Here is a 23,793-nt window from a genome sequence, read left to right as displayed (position 1 = left end):
GCGTCCGGTGACCCGACTGACTTTTTTCTGATATCCTCTTTTGTGAACGTTACGGGCGGTCGGGGTTTTGATTGATTTGGATATGCCCAATAATAAATTTTCAAATCGGGCTGCATTAAGGCGAAACGAAAGGTTTTCGGTTAATGAATTTTTGTATCCATTTGCACTTATGGCTTTATCTATTTAAATTATATTTACCGCCTGATGGTTCAGGGAAATAGAAATTATTTATTGTAGATCAGCTTTATTTAATAAATGCATTTTTGGGAAATACTGAATTTAAATAAGTCGGGTATTGCTTTTGGAATTGCCGCCTTTGGTCGGTTCTGGGGGCGGTTGTAAGTGGGGATTTTCATAGGACAGTCGGGGACGGGGATGCGGGCTTCTGAACCCGAGAAGCGGAGCCGACAGGCGCTGGACTGCGAAAGTTGCCACGAAAAAGCCACAATTGAGGGTGGACCAAGTGGCTTACTTGCGACCGATCAAGAGAATCGTGTGAGGGGGCTCGAATTCAGGCAATCTTCTCCACTCACCATTAGGCTCGAGTAAAGTTGAGTTGGACGCGCCTGTGTTCCTTGAGGGTTAGGTCTACTCCCAGCCTTCAATTGTCCCTCAGAAAAGGCAGCAGATCACTTACTTCGAAACCGAGCCATCCCTGGCAGTGAAATCAGCAGTGTTTCCGCATCACCTAAAGTGCCCCAAAAGAATTCCCCGCCAAGACTTTCGAGCTTGCCAGCGGACTTGTCTTTGAATTCTTGCTCCGCTGCTTCCGCTTCAGCGATATTGGGGAAAGCCTGGGACCTATACTTGATCTCCCACTTTCCCTGCGAGGCTGGTGGAATACCTAGATTCAACTCGGAGCACCTCCGAATAGGGTCATTAGAGATGCCTATCTTTATTGCAATCCCCTTGTCTCCTTGCTTTTTCTTTCTACCAAGGAAGGAGTGGCTGTCTCCGGAATATCCTGCAATGTATAGAAAGGTTTCGCCATCCAAATAACTGGATGTTCTATTGCCTGGGCTATTAGGAAAAGCACGCGAAGGATGGAAAACATCAGCGAAAGGCATGGCTTCACTTTGTTCGGTGGAGACAGGCGGCTCACCGAACACATTTACCTCTCGAACCTTAATTTTTAACGCTTCATTGATTTCGTCTTCGTCCAGTTCAGCGCCATGAATAGCTAAAGCCTGTCCTGCGTCTGAGCGATACGAGTTAAAGGCGATGCGAGAGATCATGACTTTTTCTTCAGCACGCCAAGCGCGCCGGACAAGGATCCCGTAGGTCCAGCGGTCTGACTTGCCCCGTTTCAGTTTTCGTTCGATGGCCATTGGTGAAGACCTGTCGGTATCACGCACGGGGCGAGCTTCTATCTCAACGAAGCCGAGAACGTATGATCGCTGCGATTTTTCAGTTTCCGCGGAACTTGCGCCATAGATCATGATGAGGTCGCCAGTATTCAGCTTTTGCAGGTAAGTGTCGCGAGCCTTTTCTTGTGTCCAGCCTACATAGCCTTCATCTTCGGGCCCGAAGCCATAGAGCGAGCGGATGCGGATGCGTTTGCCTTCAGGGAGACCGCTGTTCATTCTGCAGCCTCCAATGTCCTTTCGCCAGGCTCTAGAGCTTCATGAAGGAGCGCTTCGAGGAGGCGGGTGCGGGTGGTGTCGGCCTCGGTCATGGCGGCCTCCAGCCGGTCGCATAGGGCCATGAGGGCGTCGACCTTGGCCACGATGCGGTGTTGTTCGGCGAGAGGGGGGAGTGGAATCGGTGTCTCGTTGATCTGCTTTGCACTAAGATTTGGGATCGCAGTACCCAGAGAAATGCTCAGATTGCGTGCAATGACAGTTTCAAAGAACAACCTTATGAAATAAATGTTCATTTGAAAGGGCTCAATTCGACCTACGCGCTGATTAAGCAAAAGGGGTTGACCTGTTGTGTTGAAAGCTGTCTTCCCCGTAGTGGCGCCTGACATTGCCAGCAGAAGAGCACCATTTGGTATCCAGATATCCTCGGGAGCTTGTGAAGCAATCTTTTCAGAGACGCACGCTGCGCCAGTAATGTTGACGAAACCGTCTTTTAGGTCTCCAATCCGGATCACTGGGATGCCAACCGTGCCGAAATCGGAACTCTTGAAAGCCAAACCATTCCAGAGCTTTACGACGTCGCCGAGGCGAACCCAATCCCAGTTGTAAGGCAACGCAAACTCACGCTCATTTAGTGCCACTGGCTCCAATGGCTTTTGAGTACGCATCCGGCCAGAAGCGACACGTTCGGCCTTCTCGTCTGCGATCCGCTCCAGCAGCTCCGATACCGGTTCATCCGTCTCATCCTGCTCCACCAGTTTGCCGCGGAGGGCGAGGTTTAGGATGGTTTGGCGGAGGGTCTTGATCTGGTCAGGGCGCGTGGTGAGGGCGGGGAGCGCCTCGAGAGTGAAGGCGGCGTGGGTGGGGAAATCCTCTGGAGTCGTCTCGGGGGCGGTCAGGCGGGCGAGGCTGGCGGCGGTGAGCTTGTCGCGCACCTCCTCCCGCGTCTTGCGGGCTTCCTCCAGCCGATCACAAAGCTTCATGAGCTCATCGACCTTGGCGACGATCCGGTGCTGTTCAGCGAGAGGGGGGAGCGGGAACGGCGAACTTGTGAAGTATTCACTGGAGACGCGCTTTTGCCCAGCAGTGCCGGTCATCTTGGGGATGCCGGTCTCGATGAACTGCGGGCTCTTCAAAAACAGAACCACATAGTCAGGGTCAACGAGGACTGGTCTGAGGATATGAAGTTCTGTTGTGCCACTTCCGAAGCCCCCGGCCAGGTTGCGGAAAACGGTGGATTTTCCGTTTTCGAAACAGGGCGTGATCTTCGCAAGGCCAACATCGCCTTCTGCGAAATGCGTGTAGCCTTTTTTGATTTCTCCCCATGAGCGGACCTCATGAGCGTTCGAGACGCCATACTCGGCGAAGATCATTGGCATCGGCACGAATGAAGCTTCGACATCGTCATCCGCCTCGTTGCGCGGAGAGATGAAGCCAAGGTCCGAAATCTGCGTCCAACCCCAATTCGCGGGCAGGTTGGCCCATGTCTCGGCAGGGTCCATGTCGGCAACCTTGCGGGGTTTCCGCATGCCGGTTTCCGCAAGGATTCTTGCCTTTTCCTCTTCGATCCGTTCCAGAAGCTGTGACGCAGGCTCATCCCCCGCGTCCTGTTCCACCAGTTTCCCACGCACCGCCAGATCCAGCACGAACCGCCGCAGCCGCGCGATGGCGTCCGGCGCTTCGCTGATCTGCTCGTAGACCTCCAGCAACCGTTCCGCGTTCATCGCGCCAGCGCCTCGGTCAGGATGGCCTTCAGCTCGGCCCGCAGGCTGTCGACCGAGGCTTCGGCCTTGGTCAGGTCGTTCAGCAGGGTCTCGGGGTCGCCGTGGTCTACCTCGACCACATGCGGGTTCTTGATGTCGAGGTTAAAGCCGCGCTCACGGATATCTTCAATCGAGACCTTCCAGGCGCGGTCGCATTCCTGCCGCCCCTCGCGGCTTTCGCCGCCCCACCACACTGCGCAGTCGTCCAGATGCTCCAGCCGGATCGGCTTGGTCATGGAATAGGCCTTTTGCGTCTTGGGCACGCGGTGTTCCCAATACCAGATGTCCTGCGTGGGCGTGCCCTTTTCGAAGAACAGCAGGTTGGTGCCGATGGAGGCATAGGGTTTGAAGACCGAGTTCGGCAGCCGCACGATGGTGTGCAGGTTGCATTCCTTGAGCAGGTGTTCTTTCAACCGGGTCTTGATGCCTTCGCCGAAGAGGGAGCCATCGGGCAGGACCACGGCGGCACGGCCATTGTTCTTGAGTAGGCGGATAATGAGGGCGAGGAAGAGGTCGGCGGTTTCGCGGGTCTTGAACTGGGGGAAGTTGTTTTCGATACCGTCTTCCTCCTTACCCCCGAAAGGTGGGTTCGACAGGACGATGTCGACGCGTTCATCCTTGGTCCAGCTGATAAGCGGACGGGCGAGCGTATTGTCGTGTTTGACCCAAGAGGGCTCTTCTATGTTGTTGAGCAGCATGTTGGTGGTGCATAGCATGTGCGGCAAAGGTTTCTTTTCCACAGCACGGAGGGAGCCCTGCATCAGCGCCTCGTCCTCGGGGCGTTTGACGTAGCGGTCGCGCATATGACGCATGGCACAGGTGAGGAAGCCGCCGGTGCCACAGGCGGGGTCCATGAGGATTTCGCCGGGGCGCGGGTCAAGCTGCTGGACCATGAAGGAGGTCACGGCGCGGGGCGTATAGTATTCACCCGCGTTGCCGGCATTCTGCAGGTCGTTCAGCAGTTGTTCGTAGAGGTCGCCGAAGTGCTGGCGCTCGGTGAGAGAGTTGAAATCGACCTCGGAGATTTTGTTGATCACCTGACGCATCAGCTGACCAGATTTCATATAGTTGTAGGTGTCTTCAAAGACGGAGCGAACCACGCGCCCACGCGCTGTAGTCGCGGGAAGGTTCTTTAGCGCAGGGAAGAGGTCGTCATTGACGAACTCCAGTAGGCTGTCCCCTGTGATGCCTTCTGGATCCGCTGCCCATGCACGCCATTTTAGGTTTTCCGGAATTGGGGACGTATAGTTGTCGCGTGTGAACTCTAATGACTTGTCCTGATCATCTATTATTTTCAGGAAAAACAACCAGACAAGCTGCGACAAGCGCTGTGCATCACCGTCGACACCCACGTCTTTGCGCATGATGTCCTGTATGGATTTGACGAGGTTTCGCATGGACATCGTTCTTAGGCGCTTTCTTCGTAAAGGGCGTTCTGCAGATCATGGACGGCGCGCAGGTAATCGGGCTTTTGACCAAAAGCGCGCATGAGTTCCATGGGGGTTCCTAATTGTGAAAAAGGGTTGATCTGCAAGATGTTGGAGTCGTCGAGGTTCAGCAAGCCCTCGTCAGCATATTTGTCGAGAAGCGCTTCGAGGACTACTCGAGCTTTCTCACCATAGCGATTGAATACATCTTTCTTCTTCACGTTTTCTGCGCGTTCTTTGCGTGTGAGTGGTTTCGCACCGAAGGCAACATGGCAAACCAGATCGAATGGATCGAGTTCAGCGTCGATTTCATGTCCAATAGCTTCTAGGTCGAGACCTTCTTCTGCCAATTCTTCAATGATGACTTGTTTGCGATCTTCTGACCTCCAGCGGTTTAAGAAGTCGTTCAAAGAGGCAAAGCGGCGGGTTAGGTGCTTGCGTGTAAAGTCCTGTAGGCTCTCGGTGATCAATCTTCCATCGGCGTCGAGATATTCAACCCGTTCAGTGACAATGGTCACTGCTATGCCGTCGATATAGATCTTATCACGCGGTTTTAACGGTTCGGGCTCGTTTTGTCCCAATTCGCCAGAGTGAGTGGGATCAGGTGAAACTGGATCAATGAATGCAGTTGGTTCGTGCTCGGTCGCATTTGGTTCAGTATCATTTTCGGGTGGAACCATTTTGCTGCCTTCAGCCGGCACATAGATCTGAACTGGCTCACCATCAAAATCTGGATCAGCAAAGTGGTTTGTCGCTCCTCTGAAATCAATCAGCGTAAAGTAGAACTTACCTGTATCTGCGTGGACCCTAGTCCCTCGACCGACAATTTGCTTGAACTCCGTCATCGAACCTATCTCGCGGTCCAAAACGATGAGCCGACAGGTTTGGGCATCGACGCCAGTGCTCAATAGCCGTGAAGTCGTGACAATGACCGGATATGTCGCTTCCGGATCGATGAAGTTAGGTAGCTCAGATATTCCATCTTTGTCATTTCCAGTAATCCGCATGACATATCGATGATCTTTTGCCATCAGGTCGTCATTCTCGTTGATCAGGGCCTGCCTCATCCGCCCTGCATGTTCTTGGTCGACGCAAAACACTATCGTCTTTTGCATCCGATTGCCGCTTTCTTTGAGGAACTGCGTGATGCGCTTCGCAATTAACTTTGTGCGGTCATCGAGGACGAGAGCGCGATCGAAATCCTTGGTATTGTAAATTCGGTCTTCAACCTCGTTGCCGTCACGATCAAGCTGACCCTTTGTCGGTCGATAACCTTCGATATCCCGATCAATATGGCTCTTAACAACCTTATACGGGGCTAAGAAGCCATCCCGGATGCCTTCCTTCAATGAGTAGCTGTAAACAGGTTGGCCAAAGTAGCCAATGTTTGAGGCGTATTCGGTCTCGCTAGGGGTCGCGGTCATACCGATTTGGGTTGCTGATGAGAAATGTTCTAAGATTTCTCGCCAGGCAGAGTCGTCAGCCGCACTTCCACGATGACACTCGTCGACGATAATTAAGTCGAAGAAGTCAGGGGACAGTTCCTTGTATATTTTTTGGCTTTCGAGCGGCCCCGTAAGGGCTTGATAGAGACCAAGGTATATTTCGTAAGCTGTGTTAATCCGGCGTTTTTTGTCGATAGCAATTTCAAGCTCCTCTATCGACCCATCGGCTTTCTCGATTGTCTTAGAGTGTGTCGAAAGTTTAGCCATCGCACCGCCAAAGGGGCGAAAGTCGTTAACCATCGTCTGGTCAACCAAGACATTACGATCTGCTAAGAACAGTATCCTCTTCTTCGCACCAGACTTCCATAGTCTCCAGATAATCTGAAACGCAGTAAAGGTTTTCCCTGTTCCAGTCGCCATTACCAACAGAATTCGGTCTTGGCCCTGCGCAATTGCTTCGACAGCCGAATTGATTGCATTTGTCTGGTAGTATCGTGGTGTTTTCCCCATGTCGCGATAGTCGAAAAAGACAACCTGCGACGCTGCAGGCGTCAAACCTTTCCAAGCTTCATACTTTGCCTGGAGCTCTGCCGGCGTTGGGAACTGGTCGAATGATAACTCTGTCTCGATGGTAGGTGAAAGCCCTGTAGCATCATGAAATACCACGCCATCACCATTCGAAGAAAAAGCGAACGGCACGTTCAGCATCTTCGCGTATGTAAGAGCCTGCTGCATACCATCGCCGACTGCGTGCTTTGCGTCTTTTGCTTCGATGACTGCGATTGGTATGTTAGGCTTCAGGTAAAGAACGTAGTCGGCCCGCTTGCGGACCCCTCGGCTGACTAGTTTGCCGCGGACAATAATCCGACCATCGGTCAGCGATTTTTCTTCTATAATTTGAGTGTGTAAATCCCAGCCTGCTTTCTGCAAAGCAGGCGTTATAAACTTACTACAGATATCTCTCTCTGAGAGTTGCCACTTGTCCATAAGGCTCACACTAATTCTTTCAAAGAAACGCACAACTTAAAATAGTGACAGTGAGAGAAAAACCTTTGGCGTTGAAGCTTCAAGTCGTTTGGGCTTTGTTCTAAGAATCTAAAATTCTGCCGAGATTTTGATTGAAAAGGTTAGGACACAAGGTATGGTTGCACTGAGAAGCTGGATCGTTCTGAAACTGGATGTTTGATAGCCCCGTGCATCGTGGACGCCTTCTTCGCTAATTTTGAGGCAACGAGCCGATTATGAGCGGCGCCAAGTTCAGCGACGATTTCAAGCGAGATGCCGTTGCGCAGATCACGGAGAGACACTACCCGGTCAGGCAGGTTTGCGAGCGTCTGGGAGCAATTCGTATTCCGTGTTCGCCTAGAAGAAGATCGCGTAGGCGTCATCCAGTGACGATGGGAAGGAGGCCGAGATCCGTCGGTTGAAGTGCTTATGAGTGCTCTCAGTAATCACGTGCTTTATTAGCACTTCGTCCAACGATTTTATTACAGCAGCCACTAAAGATATGAATAGTTTCCACAGTTACTCTATGGAGAATCTCGCGATAACGACGTGTCAAGAAGTAGGAATTGAATTCTTGGCGCAGTCAGAAGAGTATAGTCCTTGCAGCAACCCAGCAATCATGTCGCTTATTTTTAGGTGTAATTTGACAAGCGTAATCGAAGAAAACTCTGAATTTCCCTCCCAGAATGATGTGTTGAAAAATAAGCTGTCGCGCAGGATGAAATTAACAAAGAGCAGCAGGTTTAACTATTCAAGACGGCTAAACGGTAGAGTCGAAAACCTAACATTCTCTTTAAACGTTATATCTTTCCTCACCATTCTGCTTGGGGTCTACTTACTTGCATTCTCAGGAGAATTGACACCGAAAGGAGCTCAGTTCATCGGGACGCTTTCGATCGGATTATCGGTTCTTGCCATAATTGTTTCGCAGGTTACTCCAGCTGGAATTGACTCGCGCAAAGCAAATGACGCGCACAAGTGCGCACGTGAAATTAGCTCACTTTATCGACAGCTAGAGACAGGGACAGTAAGTCTAAGTGAAGCCTCCGAAAAGTATGAAGCAATAGTTTCAGCCTACGTTGACAATCATGATGACTGCGACTTTATGCTTACGCTTTGCACATACAAAGATGAGATGAAGGCACTTAAAGACGAGCATCGCGCAAACGTATTTAACGGGACATTCAAAACACTAATTTCAATGAAGAGCCCATTCCTACTGACTTGCGCGGGTATTATGGTTACGCTCTTGGTCTTTTATAGTATAACCTCTGTCAATGAATGGTTAAATCAGGCCTCAGCTATTTCCGTCAACACTCAATAGATTTCTAGCTACGCTTTTTTACTACTAGCTCAGCCTTCCAAAGCACGCTTTGTTGCTGGCAAACAATATCGCCCTATTACTTCGCTTCGCTCTTCACGCTCTATTTTTGATACAGAAGCACGCTGTAAACGTTTCGAAATTCCTATTGCCTCGAGCTTGGGGCCGTGAGTCCGAATAAGCATAAGGAAGTTGGATACAGGGCCTGTGTATGGGCGCGACAGACATTGACCTCTTATCTGTCGAAACATGGCTTGCCTGTCATTGGAAATACTTATGAGATTAAACAATTGAAGATCGTTCAGTGTCCCAACAATACTTGGATTCTCAAACGCGACTTCAATCGCGAAGTTACGCTCGTATACTCCAGCTCGACCACCCATTCTATGTAGGTAGCCTAGAACGGCACGAAAGGCAGTATCTAGCCGCAGTGGTTTACCTTCTGATATTCTTGCCCTAATTGATCTCAACTCTTTCCGAACCTTCTTATTATCTCTCCTGCTTATCGCATCGAGTAATTCAATAACTCGTAAATCCGATAGTTCAGATTTTGTGTAGATCTTCGTTTTATGAGAATTTAAATTTAATCCTTCTGTCAAAAGTAGGCGAGATATTTCGTGCACTGCCTCCTCAATGCGTTGTTTGCTTCGGCCAAAGATCAGCATGTCGTCAGCGAACCGGACATAGACTAGAGATTTTGATGCACAGTAGTCTGAGAATTTTGCGTCAAAATCCTGCAGATAATAATGTGAGAGGAAACGAGAGCCGTCGGAGATGATCTCTTGCGGGATGCCGGTTGATGATTGCGTATAGCCAGTTATTCGCCTATTCCATAACCCTAAAAAAATCTCTAAAAAGCTAATCTCCTCATGGTGTTCCTTTGGCATGTCACGCCGAAGTTTCTGGATCAGGCGAGGAATTTCAATTGAGTCATAAAAATTTGATATATCTGTAGTAGCGACATATGGGCCAAGAGTGGAGTCGGAAATCAAATTTTTCACAAGCTGAGTGAACGATCTGAAGGCATCAAACCACATGACATTTGAGAAGGCTCCCGAAAAATACCCCTGCTGAAAGGCTTTGGCCTCACGCTCTGCCTCTTCAGAATTATTTGGCATACCAGAGGTTGTTATCGCGCGCCAGCCACCAAAGATCCGCTCTCTTTTTATTATCACTTTTTCCCCGATTAAGGTGCAGAGGTGATAATATATAGCCATGTCTTCTTTCGAGAGTATTGGCAGAAAACGAGTAACACCAACTCCCTTTTCGACCCCGAGATATCCATGTGCCACATCCGGCAAGTAGCTGCGGCTGCGCAATCTTGCCGTGTAAGCCTCCACAAACTGAGGGATACTGCTTAAATCTTCATCACTTAGTAAGGGAACGCGACCTGACTTCAATTCTTCCCAAACTTGGTAAGTTAGCTGAGCACCCAGAAAAATCTTAGACAAAATTCAACTCTACCTTTGGTAGTCACGATGTGTGCAATTTAAGTAGCACATGCAGGCAACATTCACTAGGGCCAGGCGCTTGGTAGCTTATTTCTTTTCGTTCGTCGGATAGCGCTCACGATCTGATGAAATATTGCGTTTAGTTAAATTAATTGTCACGGAGTTCGGCGCGGCGATTTCTGCTGAGCGCAGTCAAATGCGGTTTTGATACCTTCGACTACGATCCCCAGGCAGCCAATTGAAGATAATCTAGCAATGTCTGGCTCCTGCGTAGTGCAAACCCCCGTCCATCACGTAGCGAACGTGCGCTTGCCGCCCTATTGTTGGACAAGTGATGGGTAAGCCGCTTAGATCGGTAGCTGTCTTAGGTGGCTTTTGTCGCGGAGTTAAGTCTGCAGCTAGTTAGCTCGACCCTTTCATGCAAATCTTGATCACGCGCAAATTGGAGCTACTCGCGAAACCGGAACCCCATCCATCTTACAAGCCTGTTGGCTAAGCCGCCTAAACCCGTCCCCGCGAAAAACTATGCGCGCGTTGCGAACGACTTTGGGTGCGAATGCGAAATATTATGGGGATGCGAAAGACTATGCGCATCTCGACAAACAAATTAAACATCGAGTTCTTCGACGAATTTGGCATTTTCCTGGATGTATTGGAAACGCAGCTCAGGTTTCTTGCCCATAAGGCGTTCGACAAGGTCGCCGGTTTCACCAGGCTCGTCTTCGTCGATTGTGACGCGGATGAGCTTGCGGGTTTTGGGGTCCATCGTTGTTTCTTTGAGGTCCTTGGCATCCATTTCGCCAAGACCCTTGAAACGCTGGACGTCGATCTTGCCTTTGCCGCCGAGGCCTTTGGCCATCGCCGCTTCTTTTTCCGCATCGTCGGCGACATAGAGGCGGCGTGCGCCTTGGGTCAGGCGATAAAGCGGCGGACATGCGAGATATAGATGCCCGTGATCGATCAGCGGGCGCATTTGAGTAAAGAAGAAGGTCATCAAGAGCGACGCGATGTGGGCGCCGTCGACGTCAGCATCGGTCATGATGATGATCTTGTCATAACGCAGATCGTCAAGGTTGAACTTGGTGCCCATACGAACGCCGAGCGCTTCGCAGAGGTCATTGATCTCTTGGTTGGTCGTCAACTTGTTGGATGCGGCGCCGAGCACGTTGAGGATCTTGCCCTTGAGGGGGAGGAGCGCTTGGGTTTCGCGGATGCGCGCACCCTTGGCCGAACCACCTGCCGAGTCGCCCTCAACGATGAAAAGCTCGGTGCCTTCGCGGTTTTTGGCGGTGCAGTCTGTCAGCTTGCCCGGAAGGCGGAGTTTCTTGGTGGCGGATTTGCGCGCCGTTTCCTTTTCCTGACGGCGGCGAAGACGCTCTTCGGCCCGCAGCACGAGGAAATCGAGGATCGCGCCCGCGGATTTGGTGTCCGCCGCAAGCCAGTTGTCGAAGTGGTCGCGCACGGCCGTTTCGACCCAGCGTGAGGCTTCTTCGGTCGAGAGGCGGTCCTTGGTCTGGCCCACAAAAGAGGGCTCGCGGATAAAGATCGAAATCAGCGCACAGCCGCCTGTGAGCATGTCTTCGCGGGTGATCTGGCCCGCTTTCTTGTTGCCGACGAGTTCACCGTAGGCTTTCACACCCTTGAGCATGGCGGCCCAGAATCCTGCTTCGTGGGTGCCGCCTTCGGGGGTGGGAACGGTGTTACAATAGGACTGGATGAAACCGTCCCGCGATGGGGTCCAGTTGATGGCCCATTCGACCGATCCCGGAACGCCGAACTTTTCCTCGAACGAGACTTTGCCCGCGAAAGGACGCTCGGAATAGGTCATCACGCCTTCGAGCGATTGATTGAGAAAATCGGCAAGACCGTTGGGGAAGTGGAACGTTGCTTCCTGCGGGGTTTCGCCGTCGTCGATGTCGGACTTCCAGCGGATTTCGACACCCGAGAAAAGATAGGCCTTGGAGCGCACCATCTTGTAAAGACGGGCGGGCTTGAGCTTGAGCGAGCCGAAAATATCGGGGTCGGGGTGGAATGTCACTGTGGTGCCGCGACGGTTCGGCGCTGCGCCGATCTTCTGGATCGGGCCCTGCGGCACACCGCGAGAGAAGCTTTGTTCATAAAGCTCTTTGTTGCGGGCAACCTGCACGACCATGAGGTCGGAGAGAGCGTTCACAACAGAGGAGCCGACGCCGTTCAAACCGCCCGAGGTCGAATAGGCTTTGTTCGAGAATTTACCGCCCGCGTGCAGAACGGTCAGAATGACTTCGAGAGCGGATTTACCCGGAAACTTGGGGTGCGGATCGACGGGCATGCCGCGACCGTTGTCACGCACCGAAATGGAGTAATCGGCGTGAAGCTCGACCTCGATCCGGTTGGCGTGGCCCGCAACGGCTTCGTCCATCGAGTTGTCGAGGATTTCGGCCACCATGTGGTGCAGCGCGCGTTCATCCGTGCCGCCGATATACATGCCCGGACGCTTGCGAACAGGTTCAAGCCCTTCGAGCACTTCGATCGAAGACGCGTCATAGGTTGTGTCGGGCTGTGCCCCGGACAGGAGATCGTCGGCCATTGCTCTGCTCTTTTCTCTGTGTTTGCGACAATATGGCAAATACGAGGGGCGGGGGAAAGATGTTCCTCTCTACTTAATCCTTATCGGGTTGCGACAGATGGAGGCGTTATGTCCAAGGTTCAGGTTCTGCAGCGCCCGCCGCGCAAAGCCCAAATCCTCGGTCCTGTCGAAACATTGTCCTATTTCGATGTGCGCGCGCTCCCCATTTCCCGTGATCTTACCGCCATGCAGGCATGGAACATCGTGATGTCTCGCCCGCTTCCCGGATTAGCGCTGGCTTTCAAAATCAGGGATGCGGTCTCTTCGCTTTTCGGTGTCAAGAAAATCGGGGGCTTTGCAAGGTCGAGTGGCAAAGAACCTGTCGTCGGTGAAAAGCTCGACTTTTTTCTGATCGAGGGCGTCTCGCAGGACGCTTTGATTCTCACCGAGAGGGACCGCCATCTCGACGTCATGACCAGCATCACGACCACGGACGGATTTCTTGCCATCACATCCTCGGTGGTGACGCATAACCTCTTTGGCAAGCTTTACATGATCCCCGTAGGGATCGCGCATAAGGTCATTGTCACTCTTATGTTAGCGCGTGTCAGTATCGCCTTGAATACGCCAAGCGAGACGTTACCCTCCCGCTGAAGGAGGACCCAAATGCGTATTTTCATGACAGGCGGAAGCGGCAAAGCAGGGCGCTATACCGTCGACCATCTCATTTCGCTCGGGCATCAGGTCACGAATGCGGACCTTGTGCCTCTTGATCATCCCAAGGTCCACAACATCAAGGTCGACCTGACGGATGCGGGGCAGGTTCTCAATGCACTGCACGCCTATGCCGATTTTCACGAGCTTGAACCGGGGACAGGTGTGCCGCGCTATGATGCGATTGTGCATTTTGCTGCCGTGCCGCGTATTTTGCTCGTTCCCGATAATGAAACCTATCGGGTCAACGTGCTGAGCACCTATAACATCCTTGATGCCGCTGCCAAATTCGGCATCCGCAAAGTGATCTTTGCAAGTTCCGAAACGACCTATGGGGTCTGTTTCGCCGACGGCGAGGTCAAGCCCGAGTATATTCCCGTCGACGAAGAACATCCAACCGTGCCGCAAGACAGCTATGCGATGTCCAAGGTCGTCAACGAGGTTACGGCCAAGAGCTTTCAGGCCCGCACAGGCGCAGATATCTATGGCTTCCGGATCAATAATGTGATCGAGCCGCATGAATACGCAGAGAATTTCCCTGCGTTTGTCAAAGACCCCGCTCTGCGTCGGCGCAATATCTTTGCCTATATCGACGCGCGTGATCTGGCGCATATGGTGGAGTGCTGTCTGGATACGGACGGGCTTGGCTATCAGGTGTTCAACGTCTCGAACAATGACTCCTCGGTCGGGATCACCTCTGCGGAAGTGATCGAGCGTTTCTACCAAGGTGTTCCGCAAAAACGCGACCTTGGGACCTATGAGACCTTCTACGCCAATGACAAAGCAAAGAGGCTTGTCGGGTTTTCGCCGAAACACGGCACTTGGCGCTCGGAGATCTAGGTTCGTGATTTTGCGCAAGGCATGGTTGTGGATTACCTTTGCGCTGGGCCTTGCTCCGACGGTGGTCGGGGCATTGCCGCTGATCTTTGTCCAAGCCAAAGTCACTTTGGTCGCCGATGAGAGCGGAGCTCTTTCGGCGATCGGCATGGATTGGCTCTATGATGAGGAATTCACCCATCTTCTTGCGCATGAAATCGGAGCAGACGAAGACGAAACCATGCGGCTGTCCTCTGCCGAGATCGAGCGGCTGAGCCAATTGGTGCTCGACTGGCCACCTGAATTCAATGGTGACCTTTCGGTGTTTGCAGACGGTGAGCCGGTCGCTCTCCTGCCGCGAGAAGACGCCGCCATGACCTTTGAATTCGGCCACATCCGCGAGACCTACCGGCGCGGTGTCGTGCCCCCTGATGATGCAAAGTCCCCGATCGTCATCAAGCTTTTCGATCCTTACTACATTACGGCTTATACCGTTTTGCCCGAGCTTGAAATTGTCGGCGAACTTGCCTGTCCTGCGCGTGTGATCAAGGCCGATATGGACGCCGCCCACGAGGCGGTCAGCGCGCTCATAGGCGGAATACAAGTCGGGGATTTGACTGGAGAAGACATTTATCCCCCTTTCGGAGAGGTGTTTTCTGATATTGTGCTCATAAGTTGCGTTGAGTAGGGAGCGAGACATTTTGACTTATGCGCTTCGTTCTTGCGATTGTTGCATCTTAAAACTCTCGTTTGTTATGCGTAGAGGATCCTTCAGGGCAGTTTGATGACGACCGAAAAAAAAGAGGTCTGGGACCACGTTCAAGCGCTTTTGCGGCTTGGTATTCCGCTGGTCGGAGCAAATCTCGCGGGCTTTGCCATCCACCTCACCGACACTTTGATGCTCGGCCGTTACGACGTGACCGCACTGGCCGCAGCAACGGTTGCCACGTCGATTTACTTCGTGGTGTTCATGCTGGGCTCTGGCTTTGGCGTTGCGGTTTTGCCCATTGTCGCATCTGCGGTTGCCGCGGGTGACGAGGTTCTGGCGCGGCGTGCAACGCGCATGTCCATGTGGCTCGGCGTTATCTTTTATGCCTGCGCTTTTCCGGTCTTGTGGTGGTCTGAAGCCCTGATGAAGATGCTGGGCCAGACCCCGATCGTGGCTGAACTGGCTCAGGATTACCTTCGGATCGCCGTTCTCGGGATGCTGCCCGCGTTGGTTCTGATGTCGCTACGGTCCTTCCTTTCGGCGCTGAGCCACACGAAAATTCAGCTCATCGTCACCACAAGCGGCATTCTTCTCAACGTCCTCATCAACTACCTTTTGATTTTCGGGACATTCGGTTTTCCCGAACTCGGTATTCGCGGGGCGGCCATTGCTTCGGTCTTTGTACAGCTTGGTATGGTAAGCGCCAATATCATCTATGTGAGTATAAAAGAGCGCCGTTTTCAGCTTTTTATCCGCATCTGGCGTCCCGACTGGGAACTGTTTCGCAAGGTGGCGGGGATGGGGTTCCCGATCGGCCTCACCTCTTTGGCAGAGGGGGGGATGTTCTCCGCCAGCGCCATCATGATGGGCTGGATCGGCGAGATCGAGCTTGCCGCGCATGGGATCGCGCTCCAACTGACTGCGCTGACCTTTATGTTCCATGTGGGGATGAGTCAGGCGGCAACGGTGCTTGCGGGGCGCGCCTATGGGAGCAAGAACGAAGAAGAACTGCGCGATGTCGCAAAAGCAGCGATCATCATTGCGGGCTTCTTTGGTGTGGTTGTGATTTGCATCTTCTGTGTCTTTCCGAGCCAGTTGGTCAGCCTGTTCCTTGATCCGAACGAAGCGCGAATTGTCGAATTGCTGACGATCGGAACAACGCTTGTGATTGTCTCGACCATGTTCCAATTCATGGACAGCGGCCAGATCGTCGCCCTGTCCCTTCTGCGCGGGGTTCATGATACCACGGTGCCGATGTGGCTTGCGGTCGGAAGCTATTGGATCATCGGCTTGGCATCGTCCTATATCCTTGCCTTCGTGTTCGGGCTCGGAGCGGTCGGACTATGGTTTGGCTTATCTGCAGGGCTTGGCGCTGCGGCCTTTAGCATGATGGCCCGCTTCTGGGGCCACTCGGTCAAGATCGGCGCCTAGTCGCCCTCTCGCGCCTTAGCTTGCGCCGTCTTTGACCATCGCAGGCTTGAGGATGCGGTCTGCTTTCTTGCGCACCAGAACGGTTCTTAGGTCATGCATCGCAAGCAAGAGGGTGTCCGTGACTTCTTCAAGCTGCTCGTCGGTCGCACGCGCCTGCGCCCATTGGGTGGTCAGGTTCATGTGGTCGACGGCACGGAAAATATCGTCGATATCCCGCTGCATAAGGATACGGTTTCGCTCTTCCATCCAAGCCTTGATCTCTTTGAGATCGGCTTCGGTGAGCATGCGGTCCCCTTGGGGTTTAATATCGCCGTTTTTGACGTTGATCACTGCGATCTGGTTCATTTCAATGCGGCGCTGGCGGTTCTCGGTGTCGACTTTGAACACCACGGCGCCATTTTCACGCACACGAAAATAATAATCCGGAAGATCTCCGCTCATCCCCAACCCCTTAATACAAACCTTCACAAAATTCTTGGATCCGCGAACAAGCGTCCTGCAGCTCTTTATCCGATGTAGCGTAGCTGACACGGAAGTTCGGGGAAAGCCCGAATGCCGCTCCAAAGACCACCGCGACCCCAGTTTCTTCCAAAAGTGCCGAAACGAAGGCTTCATCGTTCTCGATACGCGCGCCGCCGGCAGAGGTTTTGCCAATACAGCCCGAAATGTCGGGATAGACGTAGAATGCACCTTCGGGCACGGGGCAATTGATCCCTTTGGCCTCATTGAGCATCGAGACGACAAGATCGCGGCGACGCTGGAAAACGGCCCGATTGGTCCCGAGAAAATCCTGCGGTCCGTTCAGGGCTTCGACTGCCGCCCATTGGCTTACCGAACAGGGGTTCGACGTCGACTGTGATTGGATCTTGCGAATGGCGGTGATGAGAGGAACGGGCCCCGCCGCATAGCCGATCCGCCATCCGGTCATCGCATAGGCTTTCGAAACCCCGTTGACGGTCAGCGTGCGATCGTAGAGCGCAGGCTCCACTTCGGCAGGGGTGCAGAACTTGAAATCGTCAAAGACGAGATGTTCATACATATCATCCGTCAGCACCCAGACGTGGGGGTGACGCAGGAGCACATCGGTCAAAGCCTTGAGCTCTTCGCGATTATAGCCAGCACCCGTCGGGTTCGAGGGCGAATTGAACAGGAACCATTTGGTTTTCGGCGTGATCGCTTGCTCGAGCTGTTCTGCGGTAATTTTGAAACGGTTTTCGAGCGAGCATTCGACAACGACCGGCGTGCCGCCTGCCAAAAGCACCATATCGGGATAAGACACCCAATAGGGCGCAGGAATGATCACCTCGTCCCCTGCGTTGAGGGTCGCCATGAGCGCGTTGTAAAGCACCTGTTTGCCGCCTGTGCCGACCGTCACTTGGGCTGGGGTATAGCTCAGAGCATTCTCACGCTCGAACTTGGCGCAGATCGCTTTCTTGAGCTCTGGGATGCCATCGACCGCAGTATAGCGCGTTTTGCCTTCATCGATGGCACGCTTTGCAGCCTCGCGGATATTGGCGGGCGTATCGAAATCGGGCTCGCCTGCACCAAGCGCGATAATGTCGCGACCAGCGGCCTTGAGCTCTTGGGCTTTCGTCGTCACCGCAATCGTGGGCGAGGGTTTTACGCGGTCGAGTGTCGCTGAGAGGAAAGTCATCAGGGGGCTCCGGTGGTCTTTTAAGGATGAATGTGTCATATGGTGGACGATTGCACCGATCAAGCAGCAACCAACAAGGAGCGAGATATGGGCGAGGAAAACGGAACAAATTGGTATAGCGAAGAGCAGGCCACCTTTGGTGATCGTCTCACCGCTGCGCGCGAAGCGGCGGGTTTGACCCAAAAGGAGCTGGCGTCCAGAATTGGCGTCAAACTCGAAACGCTGCGCGCGTGGGAAGAAGACCTCAAGGAGCCGAGAGCAAACCGCTTGCAAATGATGTCAGGTATCCTTGGCGTTTCACTTCAGTGGATGCTATCGGGGCAGGGCGACGGTCTCGGGCACCCCGATCAAGCCGAGCTTTCGCCGGATGTCTCCGCTCTATTCGCCGAGTTGCGCACGCTTCGTGCCCAAATGGCAAGTTCGGTAGAGCGTTTGGGGCAACTCGAAAAACGCCTTCGCGCCGCAGTAAAGGACAACGTATGACCGAAGACCGCCTGATCCGCATCAAACGCCTTGCCATGCGCTCTATGCGCCGTGGGATCAAGGAGATGGACCTGATATTGTCCGCCTATGCCGACACGCATCTTGCCGCGATGAGCGAGGCGGAGCTTGATGCCTATGAGGCCCTGCTCGAGGAAAACGATCAGGACCTCTATCAATGGGTGAGCGGTCAGATTCAGGCACCCGACGAACATGCCGCCTTGATTGCAAGGATCGCCGAAGGTGCGCATGGTTTGACGCGCCCAGCCTGACCCCGCCAAACTGACGCAATTTTAGCGATTTTTTGTGTGGTGGTTTAACTAAATGTTCTCGGTTTGATCTCTAGATTTGGCATAGCTGCCAAGAAGGAGATGAAACCGATGACACACCTTAGTTCGATCCCGAATGTGGGGTCATTCCACGCACCCATGGCCGCGCAGAATGCGGCCTTTATGACCAGTTATCTCGACACTCTGACGCTCGTCGAGCGTCTTCATCGCCTGCTCCTTGACGTGATCAAGGATGAATCCGAACGTCTTGGATTGATCGAGATTAATCCGGTCCAGGCTCTCTTGCTGTTCAATGTCGGCGAGCATGAGGTCACCGCAGGAGAGCTCAAATCGCGCGGCTATTACCAAGGGTCGAATGTGAGCTATAATCTCAAAAAGCTCGTTGAACTTGGATATATGCATCACCAGCGCTGCGAGGTGGATCGCCGCTCTGTGCGGGTGCGCCTAACCGAGAAAGGGCGGAAAATCCGTTCGATCATTGCCGAACTGTTTTCCCGTCACTCCGAGGGGATGCTTGATCGCGGCGTGCTCGATCTTGACGGGATCGACCATATCACATCGTCATTGCGCCGCGTCGAGCGGTATTGGACGGACCAGATCCGCTATATCTACTGATCCGCCCGATCTTCTTACCAGTGACCGATATTCGGCATGCTGGTCCAGGGTTCGGCAGGCTCCAGAGCATCGCCAGCCTGCAAGAGTTCGATCGAAACGTTATCGGGCGAACGAACAAACGCCATCCGGCCATCACGCGGCGGTCGGTTGATCGTGACACCGTTATCCATCAGGTGCTGACAGGTCTCATAGATGTTGTCGACCGCATAGGCGAGGTGTCCAAAATGACGGCTGTCAGAAGGTAGCCCGTCATCCCCATCCCAGTTATAGGTTAGCTCGACAGGGCATTCCTCCTGACCCGGAGGCGCCATGAAAACGAGCGTGAAACGTCCGCCTTCGCTTTCCGAGCGGCGGGTTTCGCGCAGGCCGAGCAATTCGTAAAACGCGATGGATTTCTCAAGATCGAGCACACGCACCATGGTGTGAAGGTATTTCAAAGGCATCGTCAAACTCCTGTGTGTGCTCAGGAGTTTGGCGTTTCGTGGCCCGAGTTCAAGTGTCTTTTAGAAAGCGGATCGGAAATTGAGACCGATGCTCGTGACCGTCTTGTCGTAAAGATCGCGGTCGCTTTGCGTCGCGCTTCCGCTCAGGCTCATGACAGGGACAAAGCCGTAAATCTCGGCTTTGGGGGCGGCGACATCAAGCCCGATGTTGAAAGTCGCGTCCGAACGTGTGCCTGCGCCGCCGTTCCAGCCTTCGAACCGACGCCAGCTTTGCCCCACCGTTCCCGAAATATCGAGGCCAAAGACCGGAGCGGGGTGGGAATACGAAACCGAAATACCACCGCCAAAGCTCGCTTTGAGAGGATCTTTTGCGCTGACTTTGCTCGTAGTGACATCAAACCCGAGCCTGCCACCCGTTTCGAGCACATGTTGCCATTGGGCGGAAACGCCAAATGCCTGGCTTTGGTCCGAACTTGCGGGATATCGCGTCAATTCATACCGCGGCAGGAGGGTAAAACCGTTGCGCTCGTCAATCGCCCAAAAGCGCTTGGCGTCGAGGGCAAGGCTCTGTTGCAAGATCGAGCCGCCATACCAGACCTGCGAGACTTCGGGCGAGATGGCATAGTAACCGCCATCATCGGCGGCCCACACGCGATCAAGACCGAAGCTCAGACTTTGCGTCGAATAGGCCCGAGGATCGATGGTAGGATTTGCGGCCTTCTCTGCTGCGGTAAAGACCACCTGATTTGCGCTTGCCCCAAAGGTGAGCGTCGTGCGTGAGGTCGGCGTTTGGCCGAGAGTATAGCCAAGGCTGAGCCCCGCTTGGATATTGAAGCCTTTGATGGCCTGCGATCCGGCAGAGAGATCGACAACATCCCCGACGACCGCACTGCTCCCCAGAAACGATTTGAGAAAATTGGCCCAATCGGGCGCAACCACCCGAGAATTGGAACTCCCGTTGTTCACGTTATTGCTCGGGCTGATCCCGAAACTGAACGAGACAGAGAGCGGATTGCGCGCGGCCACGATCCTGAAATCCTGCGCGGCAAGTGCGCGGGCATCGGCATCGGGCGCGACCTGCCTTGCGCGACGGAGCCAGAATTGCGCACGGGTGAATTCGTTTTGATTGGCATGAGCGAGGGCGACGACACGCGCCGCCGCAAAGCGGACATGTTCATTGCTCGAGAGGGAAAACGCGCTGCCCGCAAGGGTTTCGGCGTCCTCGAAATCCCCCAAGGCAATCGCGACACGTGCACGCACGATCAGAGCGGAAACGTCTTTGGCATTGCGCTGTAGCAGGACGTCGGACAGCTGATGAGCGGTTGCAAAATCACCTGCGTTGACCGCTGCGATGGCGACTTCTCTTGCTTCTTCGGGCGTGAACTCAACGCTTTGGGCAAAGCCCGACGATGCCGCGCATAAAAATGCCAGAAAGAGTGAACGAAAAACCATAGCCCGCCGATCTTAACGATAGGCGATAAAGCCGCCCGTTTCTTGTGCCTTTACCCCAGTAAAGCGCGGGTCGGTGGATTCAACAACCACAATCCCGACGATTTCCCCACCGTCCGCCGCGCTTGTGGCGTCGCCCGAAAGGATCGCATAATACTTGCCGGTTTCATAGGCCTGCGCTGCGCCGCCCGTGGAAATACTCACCGAACCGATCGTTCCCGAGACTTCACCGTTTGCTGCAATTCCTACGTCATCTTTTGCAACTGTGATGCGCAAGTCCGGCAATACGAGGTTGCCGGTCCCGCCGAGTGTAATGAGGTTACCGTCAATATCAAAGGCGCGACGGTTGGTGATCTCGCCGTTGATGGTTGCGCCGCTGTTGAAGTCATTGAAGTCGACAACGAGCTGAATATCACCTTCGGTAAACTCGAGACCGCCACGCGTGTCAAAGACGCGCATCCCCGCATAATCCCCTTCGAACACGGCTTGACCGCTTGTCGGCATGGTCACGCCGCCAACGCGTTGATACACAAACCCGCCAAAGCCATACTGGACGTAACCGCCGGTGCGGTTGATCGCAAAGGCCGAGCGCGGGGCTCCATCTACTCGGTTGGTGCTAAAGCCAATGAGGGCGCGGTAATTCGTGACCTGGGGGATTGTCTTGCCGGTCAATGGATCAAGTGCAGTCGCATCACCCTCGTAGACGGCGTAATTGTTCACCTGACTTACAGGGTTCCCGCGAGTGTAGACGTTTCCACCGTCAAACGCGATGTTGTCGATCACGATGGTGTCGTTTACCGACACATAGGTAAACCCGCGAGACAGGCCGCCAAAGCCGCTGTCCGACGCTTCGTAGCGGATGATCTGCTCGACACCATTCGCATTTGTGGTTGCAGGTGAGAGCGTCGTTCCCGATATGGTAATCCCATCGCTGTCGCCATTTGCAGATGGCTCACCACCCGTGTTGAGCAAGCTGGCAAGATCGTCCGCAAGCGGATTGGTCGCGGTGCAGCCCGCTGCAAATAAAGGAAGCGCTGCGGCAAGGCAAATGATGCGACTATACATAGGTATGTTTCTGTATCCGTTTGGGTTGAGGCACATTTGCCCGAGTGACAGAGTCTGTCAACCAGAGCTGGCAGCAGAATCGCCCCTGCAACCCCAAAAAACTACGCTATGTGGAAATAAATCTCACTAATCGCCTAGATATAGGGGTCAGACCCTACGGAGGAGTTCGACAAGCTCGCAGCGCGGGCCCTCGTCGCGCAGGGTGTGCCGTCCCACTTCGTGCCAGTCTGCGACCTCGATTTCGGGAAAGAACGTGTCTGCATCAGGCACGTCCATATCCACTTCGGTAATCAAAAGCCGGTCTGCTTTGGGCAAGAGCTCACGATAGATACCCGCGCCCCCGATGCCGTAAATCCGCCGATGGCCCATTGCGTGGGCGGCGGCGATGGCCGCCTCGAGCGAGGGATAGACGAATTCCGCTTCGGGCACGCCTTTCGACGACACCACAAGGTTTACGCGGTTCTTGAGCGGCTTGAAGGGGAGGCTGTCCCATGTGTTGCGGCCCATGATGATGACGCCGCCCGAGGTTTCGCGTTGAAAAAACTTGAGATCTTCGGGCGCATGCCACGGGATCGTGTTTTCACGTCCGATGGCTCCATTGCGGGCTCGGGCAACAACAAGAGAGATCATACGGCCACCGGTGCTTTGATGCTTGGGTCGGGATCATAACCGATGACTTCGAAGTCATCGAAAGTGAAGTCGAAGAGCGATGTCACCTTGCGTTTGATCCGCACCTCAGGGAGCGGCTTGGGCGTGCGCGAAAGCTGCAACTTCACCTGCTCCATATGGTTGGAATAGATATGGGCGTCGCCGATCGAGTGGACGAAGTCACCCTCTTCATAGCCCGTTACATGGGCGAGCATTTTCAGCAAGAGCGCATAGGAGGCGATGTTGAACGGGACCCCGAGGAACATATCAGCCGAGCGTTGATAAAGCTGAAGGTGGAGTTTACCGCCGTTGATCTTGACCTGCCAGAGCGTGTGGCAAGGCGGGAGTGCCATGTCCTTGACTTCACCCGGATTCCACGCCGAAACCACAAGACGGCGGCTGTCGGGACTTTGCTTGATCGTCTCGACGAGGGTCTTGATCTGGTCCACGCTGCCACGATGAAAGATCGGATGACCGCTTGCGTCTTTTCCTGCTTCGATGAGCTGGGGGAAATCGCGCCACTGGCGGCCATAGACGGGGCCGAGATCGCCGTTTTCATCGGCCCATTCGTCCCAGATCGAAACCCCGTTATCCTTGAGATATTTGATGTTGGTGTCCCCTGCGAGGAACCAGAGCAGCTCATGGATGATGGATTTGAGGTGCAGCTTTTTGGTCGTGACCAAAGGAAAGCCGTCCGAGAGCGGATAACGTGCCTGTAGCCCGAAGTATGAGACGGTTCCCGTTCCAGTCCGATCCGTTGAAACGTCGCCCTTTTCAAGAACAGTGCGCAAGGCGTCGTGATACTGCTGCACGCGAGGGTCCCCCAATCCAAGTGTCGGGGTATTTGTAGGCCGAGCCGCGCCCGAGTCCAAGCCAGAAACATAGGCTCCCGAAAAGGGCGCAGGGCCGACGCTTTGAAAGCGGGCCCTGTGCAAGTGG

The 23,793-nt window shown here is 53.8% G+C and carries 21 protein-coding genes and 1 pseudogene; 9 read left to right on the top strand and 13 right to left on the bottom strand.

What is annotated here, in order from left to right; genetic code table 11:
* Window positions 1–629: 629 nt before the first annotated feature.
* From QQG91_RS09850 to hsdR, 4 genes are read right to left on the bottom strand one after another with little or no spacing between them, the layout of a single operon-like run.
* The gene (locus QQG91_RS09850; protein WP_285770054.1) at window positions 630–1,583 is read right to left on the bottom strand and encodes a GIY-YIG nuclease family protein; all 954 of its coding nucleotides are present in this window, start codon (window positions 1,581–1,583) and stop codon (window positions 630–632) included.
* Window positions 1,580–3,304, bottom strand: coding sequence for a restriction endonuclease subunit S (locus tag QQG91_RS09845; RefSeq protein WP_285770053.1), 1,725 nt, complete (start codon window positions 3,302–3,304; stop codon window positions 1,580–1,582). The genes QQG91_RS09850 and QQG91_RS09845 overlap by 4 nt, the downstream gene beginning before the upstream one ends.
* A complete protein-coding gene (locus QQG91_RS09840; protein ID WP_285770052.1) occupies window positions 3,301–4,740 on the bottom strand; it encodes a class I SAM-dependent DNA methyltransferase in 1,440 nt (479 codons plus the stop codon). The genes QQG91_RS09845 and QQG91_RS09840 overlap by 4 nt, the downstream gene beginning before the upstream one ends.
* Window positions 4,741–4,751: 11 nt before the next feature.
* Window positions 4,752–7,202, bottom strand: a complete 2,451-nt coding sequence (gene hsdR / locus QQG91_RS09835; RefSeq protein ID WP_285772340.1) for an EcoAI/FtnUII family type I restriction enzme subunit R — start codon at window positions 7,200–7,202, stop codon at window positions 4,752–4,754.
* 254 nt (window positions 7,203–7,456) lie between these two features.
* Between hsdR and QQG91_RS09830 the strand changes: the two are divergent.
* Both QQG91_RS09830 and QQG91_RS09825 read left to right on the top strand, forming a co-directional pair.
* Window positions 7,457–7,555 (top strand): annotated as a pseudogene (locus QQG91_RS09830) (transposase); the annotation flags it as partial.
* 239 nt (window positions 7,556–7,794) lie between these two features.
* A complete protein-coding gene (locus QQG91_RS09825) occupies window positions 7,795–8,544 on the top strand; it encodes an SLATT domain-containing protein (protein WP_285770051.1) in 750 nt (249 codons plus the stop codon).
* Between the two features lie 29 nt (window positions 8,545–8,573).
* On the opposite strand, the gene QQG91_RS09820 is transcribed toward QQG91_RS09825, so the two are convergent.
* Together QQG91_RS09820 and parE are read right to left on the bottom strand one after the other, a co-directional pair.
* Window positions 8,574–9,992: an RNA-directed DNA polymerase gene (locus QQG91_RS09820; RefSeq protein WP_285770050.1), complete on the bottom strand. Its 1,419-nt coding sequence runs from the start codon at window positions 9,990–9,992 to the stop codon at window positions 8,574–8,576.
* A 607-nt stretch (window positions 9,993–10,599) separates the two neighbouring features.
* Window positions 10,600–12,561, bottom strand: coding sequence for a DNA topoisomerase IV subunit B (gene parE, locus QQG91_RS09815; protein WP_285770049.1), 1,962 nt, complete (start codon window positions 12,559–12,561; stop codon window positions 10,600–10,602).
* A 108-nt stretch (window positions 12,562–12,669) separates the two neighbouring features.
* Between parE and QQG91_RS09810 the strand changes: the two genes are divergently transcribed.
* From QQG91_RS09810 to QQG91_RS09795, 4 genes are all read left to right on the top strand, one after another.
* Entirely contained in the window at window positions 12,670–13,194 is a 525-nt protein-coding gene (locus QQG91_RS09810) for a DUF2867 domain-containing protein (protein ID WP_285770048.1), read from the top strand.
* A 12-nt stretch (window positions 13,195–13,206) separates the two neighbouring features.
* A complete protein-coding gene (locus QQG91_RS09805) occupies window positions 13,207–14,094 on the top strand; it encodes an NAD-dependent epimerase/dehydratase family protein (protein ID WP_285770047.1) in 888 nt (295 codons plus the stop codon).
* A gap of 10 nt (window positions 14,095–14,104) precedes the next feature.
* Complete coding sequence (locus tag QQG91_RS09800; protein WP_285770046.1) at window positions 14,105–14,758, top strand: DUF1007 family protein; 654 nt, start codon at window positions 14,105–14,107, stop codon at window positions 14,756–14,758.
* Between the two features lie 96 nt (window positions 14,759–14,854).
* Entirely contained in the window at window positions 14,855–16,210 is a 1,356-nt protein-coding gene (locus QQG91_RS09795) for an MATE family efflux transporter (protein WP_285770045.1), read from the top strand.
* 15 nt (window positions 16,211–16,225) lie between these two features.
* Here the strand turns inward: QQG91_RS09795 and QQG91_RS09790 are convergent, their stop codons facing one another.
* On the bottom strand, window positions 16,226–16,651 hold the full coding sequence (locus tag QQG91_RS09790; RefSeq protein ID WP_285770044.1) for a hypothetical protein: 426 nt from the start codon (window positions 16,649–16,651) through the stop codon (window positions 16,226–16,228).
* Window positions 16,652–16,661: 10 nt separating this feature from the next.
* Entirely contained in the window at window positions 16,662–17,864 is a 1,203-nt protein-coding gene (locus QQG91_RS09785; RefSeq protein WP_285770043.1) for a pyridoxal phosphate-dependent aminotransferase, read from the bottom strand.
* A gap of 87 nt (window positions 17,865–17,951) precedes the next feature.
* Between QQG91_RS09785 and QQG91_RS09780 the strand changes: the two genes are divergently transcribed.
* From QQG91_RS09780 to QQG91_RS09770, 3 genes are all read left to right on the top strand, one after another.
* Window positions 17,952–18,347 carry a helix-turn-helix domain-containing protein gene (locus tag QQG91_RS09780; protein WP_285770042.1) on the top strand — a complete coding sequence of 132 codons (396 nt, stop codon included), beginning with the start codon at window positions 17,952–17,954 and terminating at the stop codon, window positions 18,345–18,347.
* A complete protein-coding gene (locus tag QQG91_RS09775) occupies window positions 18,344–18,616 on the top strand; it encodes a succinate dehydrogenase assembly factor 2 (protein ID WP_285770041.1) in 273 nt (90 codons plus the stop codon). Before QQG91_RS09780 ends, QQG91_RS09775 begins: the two co-directional genes overlap by 4 nt.
* A gap of 156 nt (window positions 18,617–18,772) precedes the next feature.
* Entirely contained in the window at window positions 18,773–19,249 is a 477-nt protein-coding gene (locus QQG91_RS09770) for a MarR family winged helix-turn-helix transcriptional regulator (RefSeq protein WP_285772339.1), read from the top strand.
* Window positions 19,250–19,263: 14 nt separating this feature from the next.
* Here QQG91_RS09770 and QQG91_RS09765 read toward each other — a convergent pair whose 3' ends face one another.
* From QQG91_RS09765 to QQG91_RS09745, 5 genes are all read right to left on the bottom strand, one after another.
* Window positions 19,264–19,692 (bottom strand): VOC family protein, encoded by a 429-nt coding sequence (locus QQG91_RS09765; protein ID WP_285770040.1) that lies wholly within the window; start codon window positions 19,690–19,692, stop codon window positions 19,264–19,266.
* A 60-nt stretch (window positions 19,693–19,752) separates the two neighbouring features.
* On the bottom strand, window positions 19,753–21,144 hold the full coding sequence (locus tag QQG91_RS09760) for a tetratricopeptide repeat protein (RefSeq protein ID WP_285770039.1): 1,392 nt from the start codon (window positions 21,142–21,144) through the stop codon (window positions 19,753–19,755).
* A gap of 12 nt (window positions 21,145–21,156) precedes the next feature.
* Complete coding sequence (locus QQG91_RS09755) at window positions 21,157–22,206, bottom strand: hypothetical protein (RefSeq protein WP_285770038.1); 1,050 nt, start codon at window positions 22,204–22,206, stop codon at window positions 21,157–21,159.
* Between the two features lie 147 nt (window positions 22,207–22,353).
* The gene (locus tag QQG91_RS09750) at window positions 22,354–22,836 is read right to left on the bottom strand and encodes a dihydrofolate reductase (RefSeq protein WP_285770037.1); all 483 of its coding nucleotides are present in this window, start codon (window positions 22,834–22,836) and stop codon (window positions 22,354–22,356) included.
* Window positions 22,833–23,666 carry a thymidylate synthase gene (locus QQG91_RS09745; RefSeq protein ID WP_285770036.1) on the bottom strand — a complete coding sequence of 278 codons (834 nt, stop codon included), beginning with the start codon at window positions 23,664–23,666 and terminating at the stop codon, window positions 22,833–22,835. The genes QQG91_RS09750 and QQG91_RS09745 overlap by 4 nt, the downstream gene beginning before the upstream one ends.
* Window positions 23,667–23,793 lie beyond the last annotated feature (127 nt).

The sequence above is a fragment of the Marivivens sp. LCG002 genome (assembly GCF_030264275.1).
Taxonomy (GTDB): domain Bacteria; phylum Pseudomonadota; class Alphaproteobacteria; order Rhodobacterales; family Rhodobacteraceae; genus Marivivens.
Note: the sequence above shows the minus strand (reverse complement) of the source record. Positions and strands in the feature narration are given on the sequence as shown.

What these genes read in the sequence shown, in the direction of transcription:
- QQG91_RS09850 (WP_285770054.1), bottom strand. Translation starts at nt 1,583, where the DNA reads ATGAACAGCGGTCTCCCTGAAGGCAAACGCATCCGCATCCGCTCGCTC.
- QQG91_RS09845 (WP_285770053.1), bottom strand. Translation starts at nt 3,304, where the DNA reads ATGAACGCGGAACGGTTGCTGGAGGTCTACGAGCAGATCAGCGAAGCG.
- QQG91_RS09840 (WP_285770052.1), bottom strand. Translation starts at nt 4,740, where the DNA reads ATGCGAAACCTCGTCAAATCCATACAGGACATCATGCGCAAAGACGTG.
- hsdR (WP_285772340.1), bottom strand. Translation starts at nt 7,202, where the DNA reads ATGGACAAGTGGCAACTCTCAGAGAGAGATATCTGTAGTAAGTTTATA.
- parE (WP_285770049.1), bottom strand. Translation starts at nt 12,561, where the DNA reads ATGGCCGACGATCTCCTGTCCGGGGCACAGCCCGACACAACCTATGAC.
- QQG91_RS09810 (WP_285770048.1), top strand. Translation starts at nt 12,670, where the DNA reads ATGTCCAAGGTTCAGGTTCTGCAGCGCCCGCCGCGCAAAGCCCAAATC.
- QQG91_RS09805 (WP_285770047.1), top strand. Translation starts at nt 13,207, where the DNA reads ATGCGTATTTTCATGACAGGCGGAAGCGGCAAAGCAGGGCGCTATACC.
- QQG91_RS09795 (WP_285770045.1), top strand. Translation starts at nt 14,855, where the DNA reads ATGACGACCGAAAAAAAAGAGGTCTGGGACCACGTTCAAGCGCTTTTG.
- QQG91_RS09790 (WP_285770044.1), bottom strand. Translation starts at nt 16,651, where the DNA reads ATGAGCGGAGATCTTCCGGATTATTATTTTCGTGTGCGTGAAAATGGC.
- QQG91_RS09785 (WP_285770043.1), bottom strand. Translation starts at nt 17,864, where the DNA reads ATGACTTTCCTCTCAGCGACACTCGACCGCGTAAAACCCTCGCCCACG.
- QQG91_RS09780 (WP_285770042.1), top strand. Translation starts at nt 17,952, where the DNA reads ATGGGCGAGGAAAACGGAACAAATTGGTATAGCGAAGAGCAGGCCACC.
- QQG91_RS09775 (WP_285770041.1), top strand. Translation starts at nt 18,344, where the DNA reads ATGACCGAAGACCGCCTGATCCGCATCAAACGCCTTGCCATGCGCTCT.
- QQG91_RS09770 (WP_285772339.1), top strand. Translation starts at nt 18,773, where the DNA reads ATGGCCGCGCAGAATGCGGCCTTTATGACCAGTTATCTCGACACTCTG.
- QQG91_RS09765 (WP_285770040.1), bottom strand. Translation starts at nt 19,692, where the DNA reads ATGCCTTTGAAATACCTTCACACCATGGTGCGTGTGCTCGATCTTGAG.
- QQG91_RS09760 (WP_285770039.1), bottom strand. Translation starts at nt 21,144, where the DNA reads ATGGTTTTTCGTTCACTCTTTCTGGCATTTTTATGCGCGGCATCGTCG.
- QQG91_RS09755 (WP_285770038.1), bottom strand. Translation starts at nt 22,206, where the DNA reads ATGTATAGTCGCATCATTTGCCTTGCCGCAGCGCTTCCTTTATTTGCA.
- QQG91_RS09750 (WP_285770037.1), bottom strand. Translation starts at nt 22,836, where the DNA reads ATGATCTCTCTTGTTGTTGCCCGAGCCCGCAATGGAGCCATCGGACGT.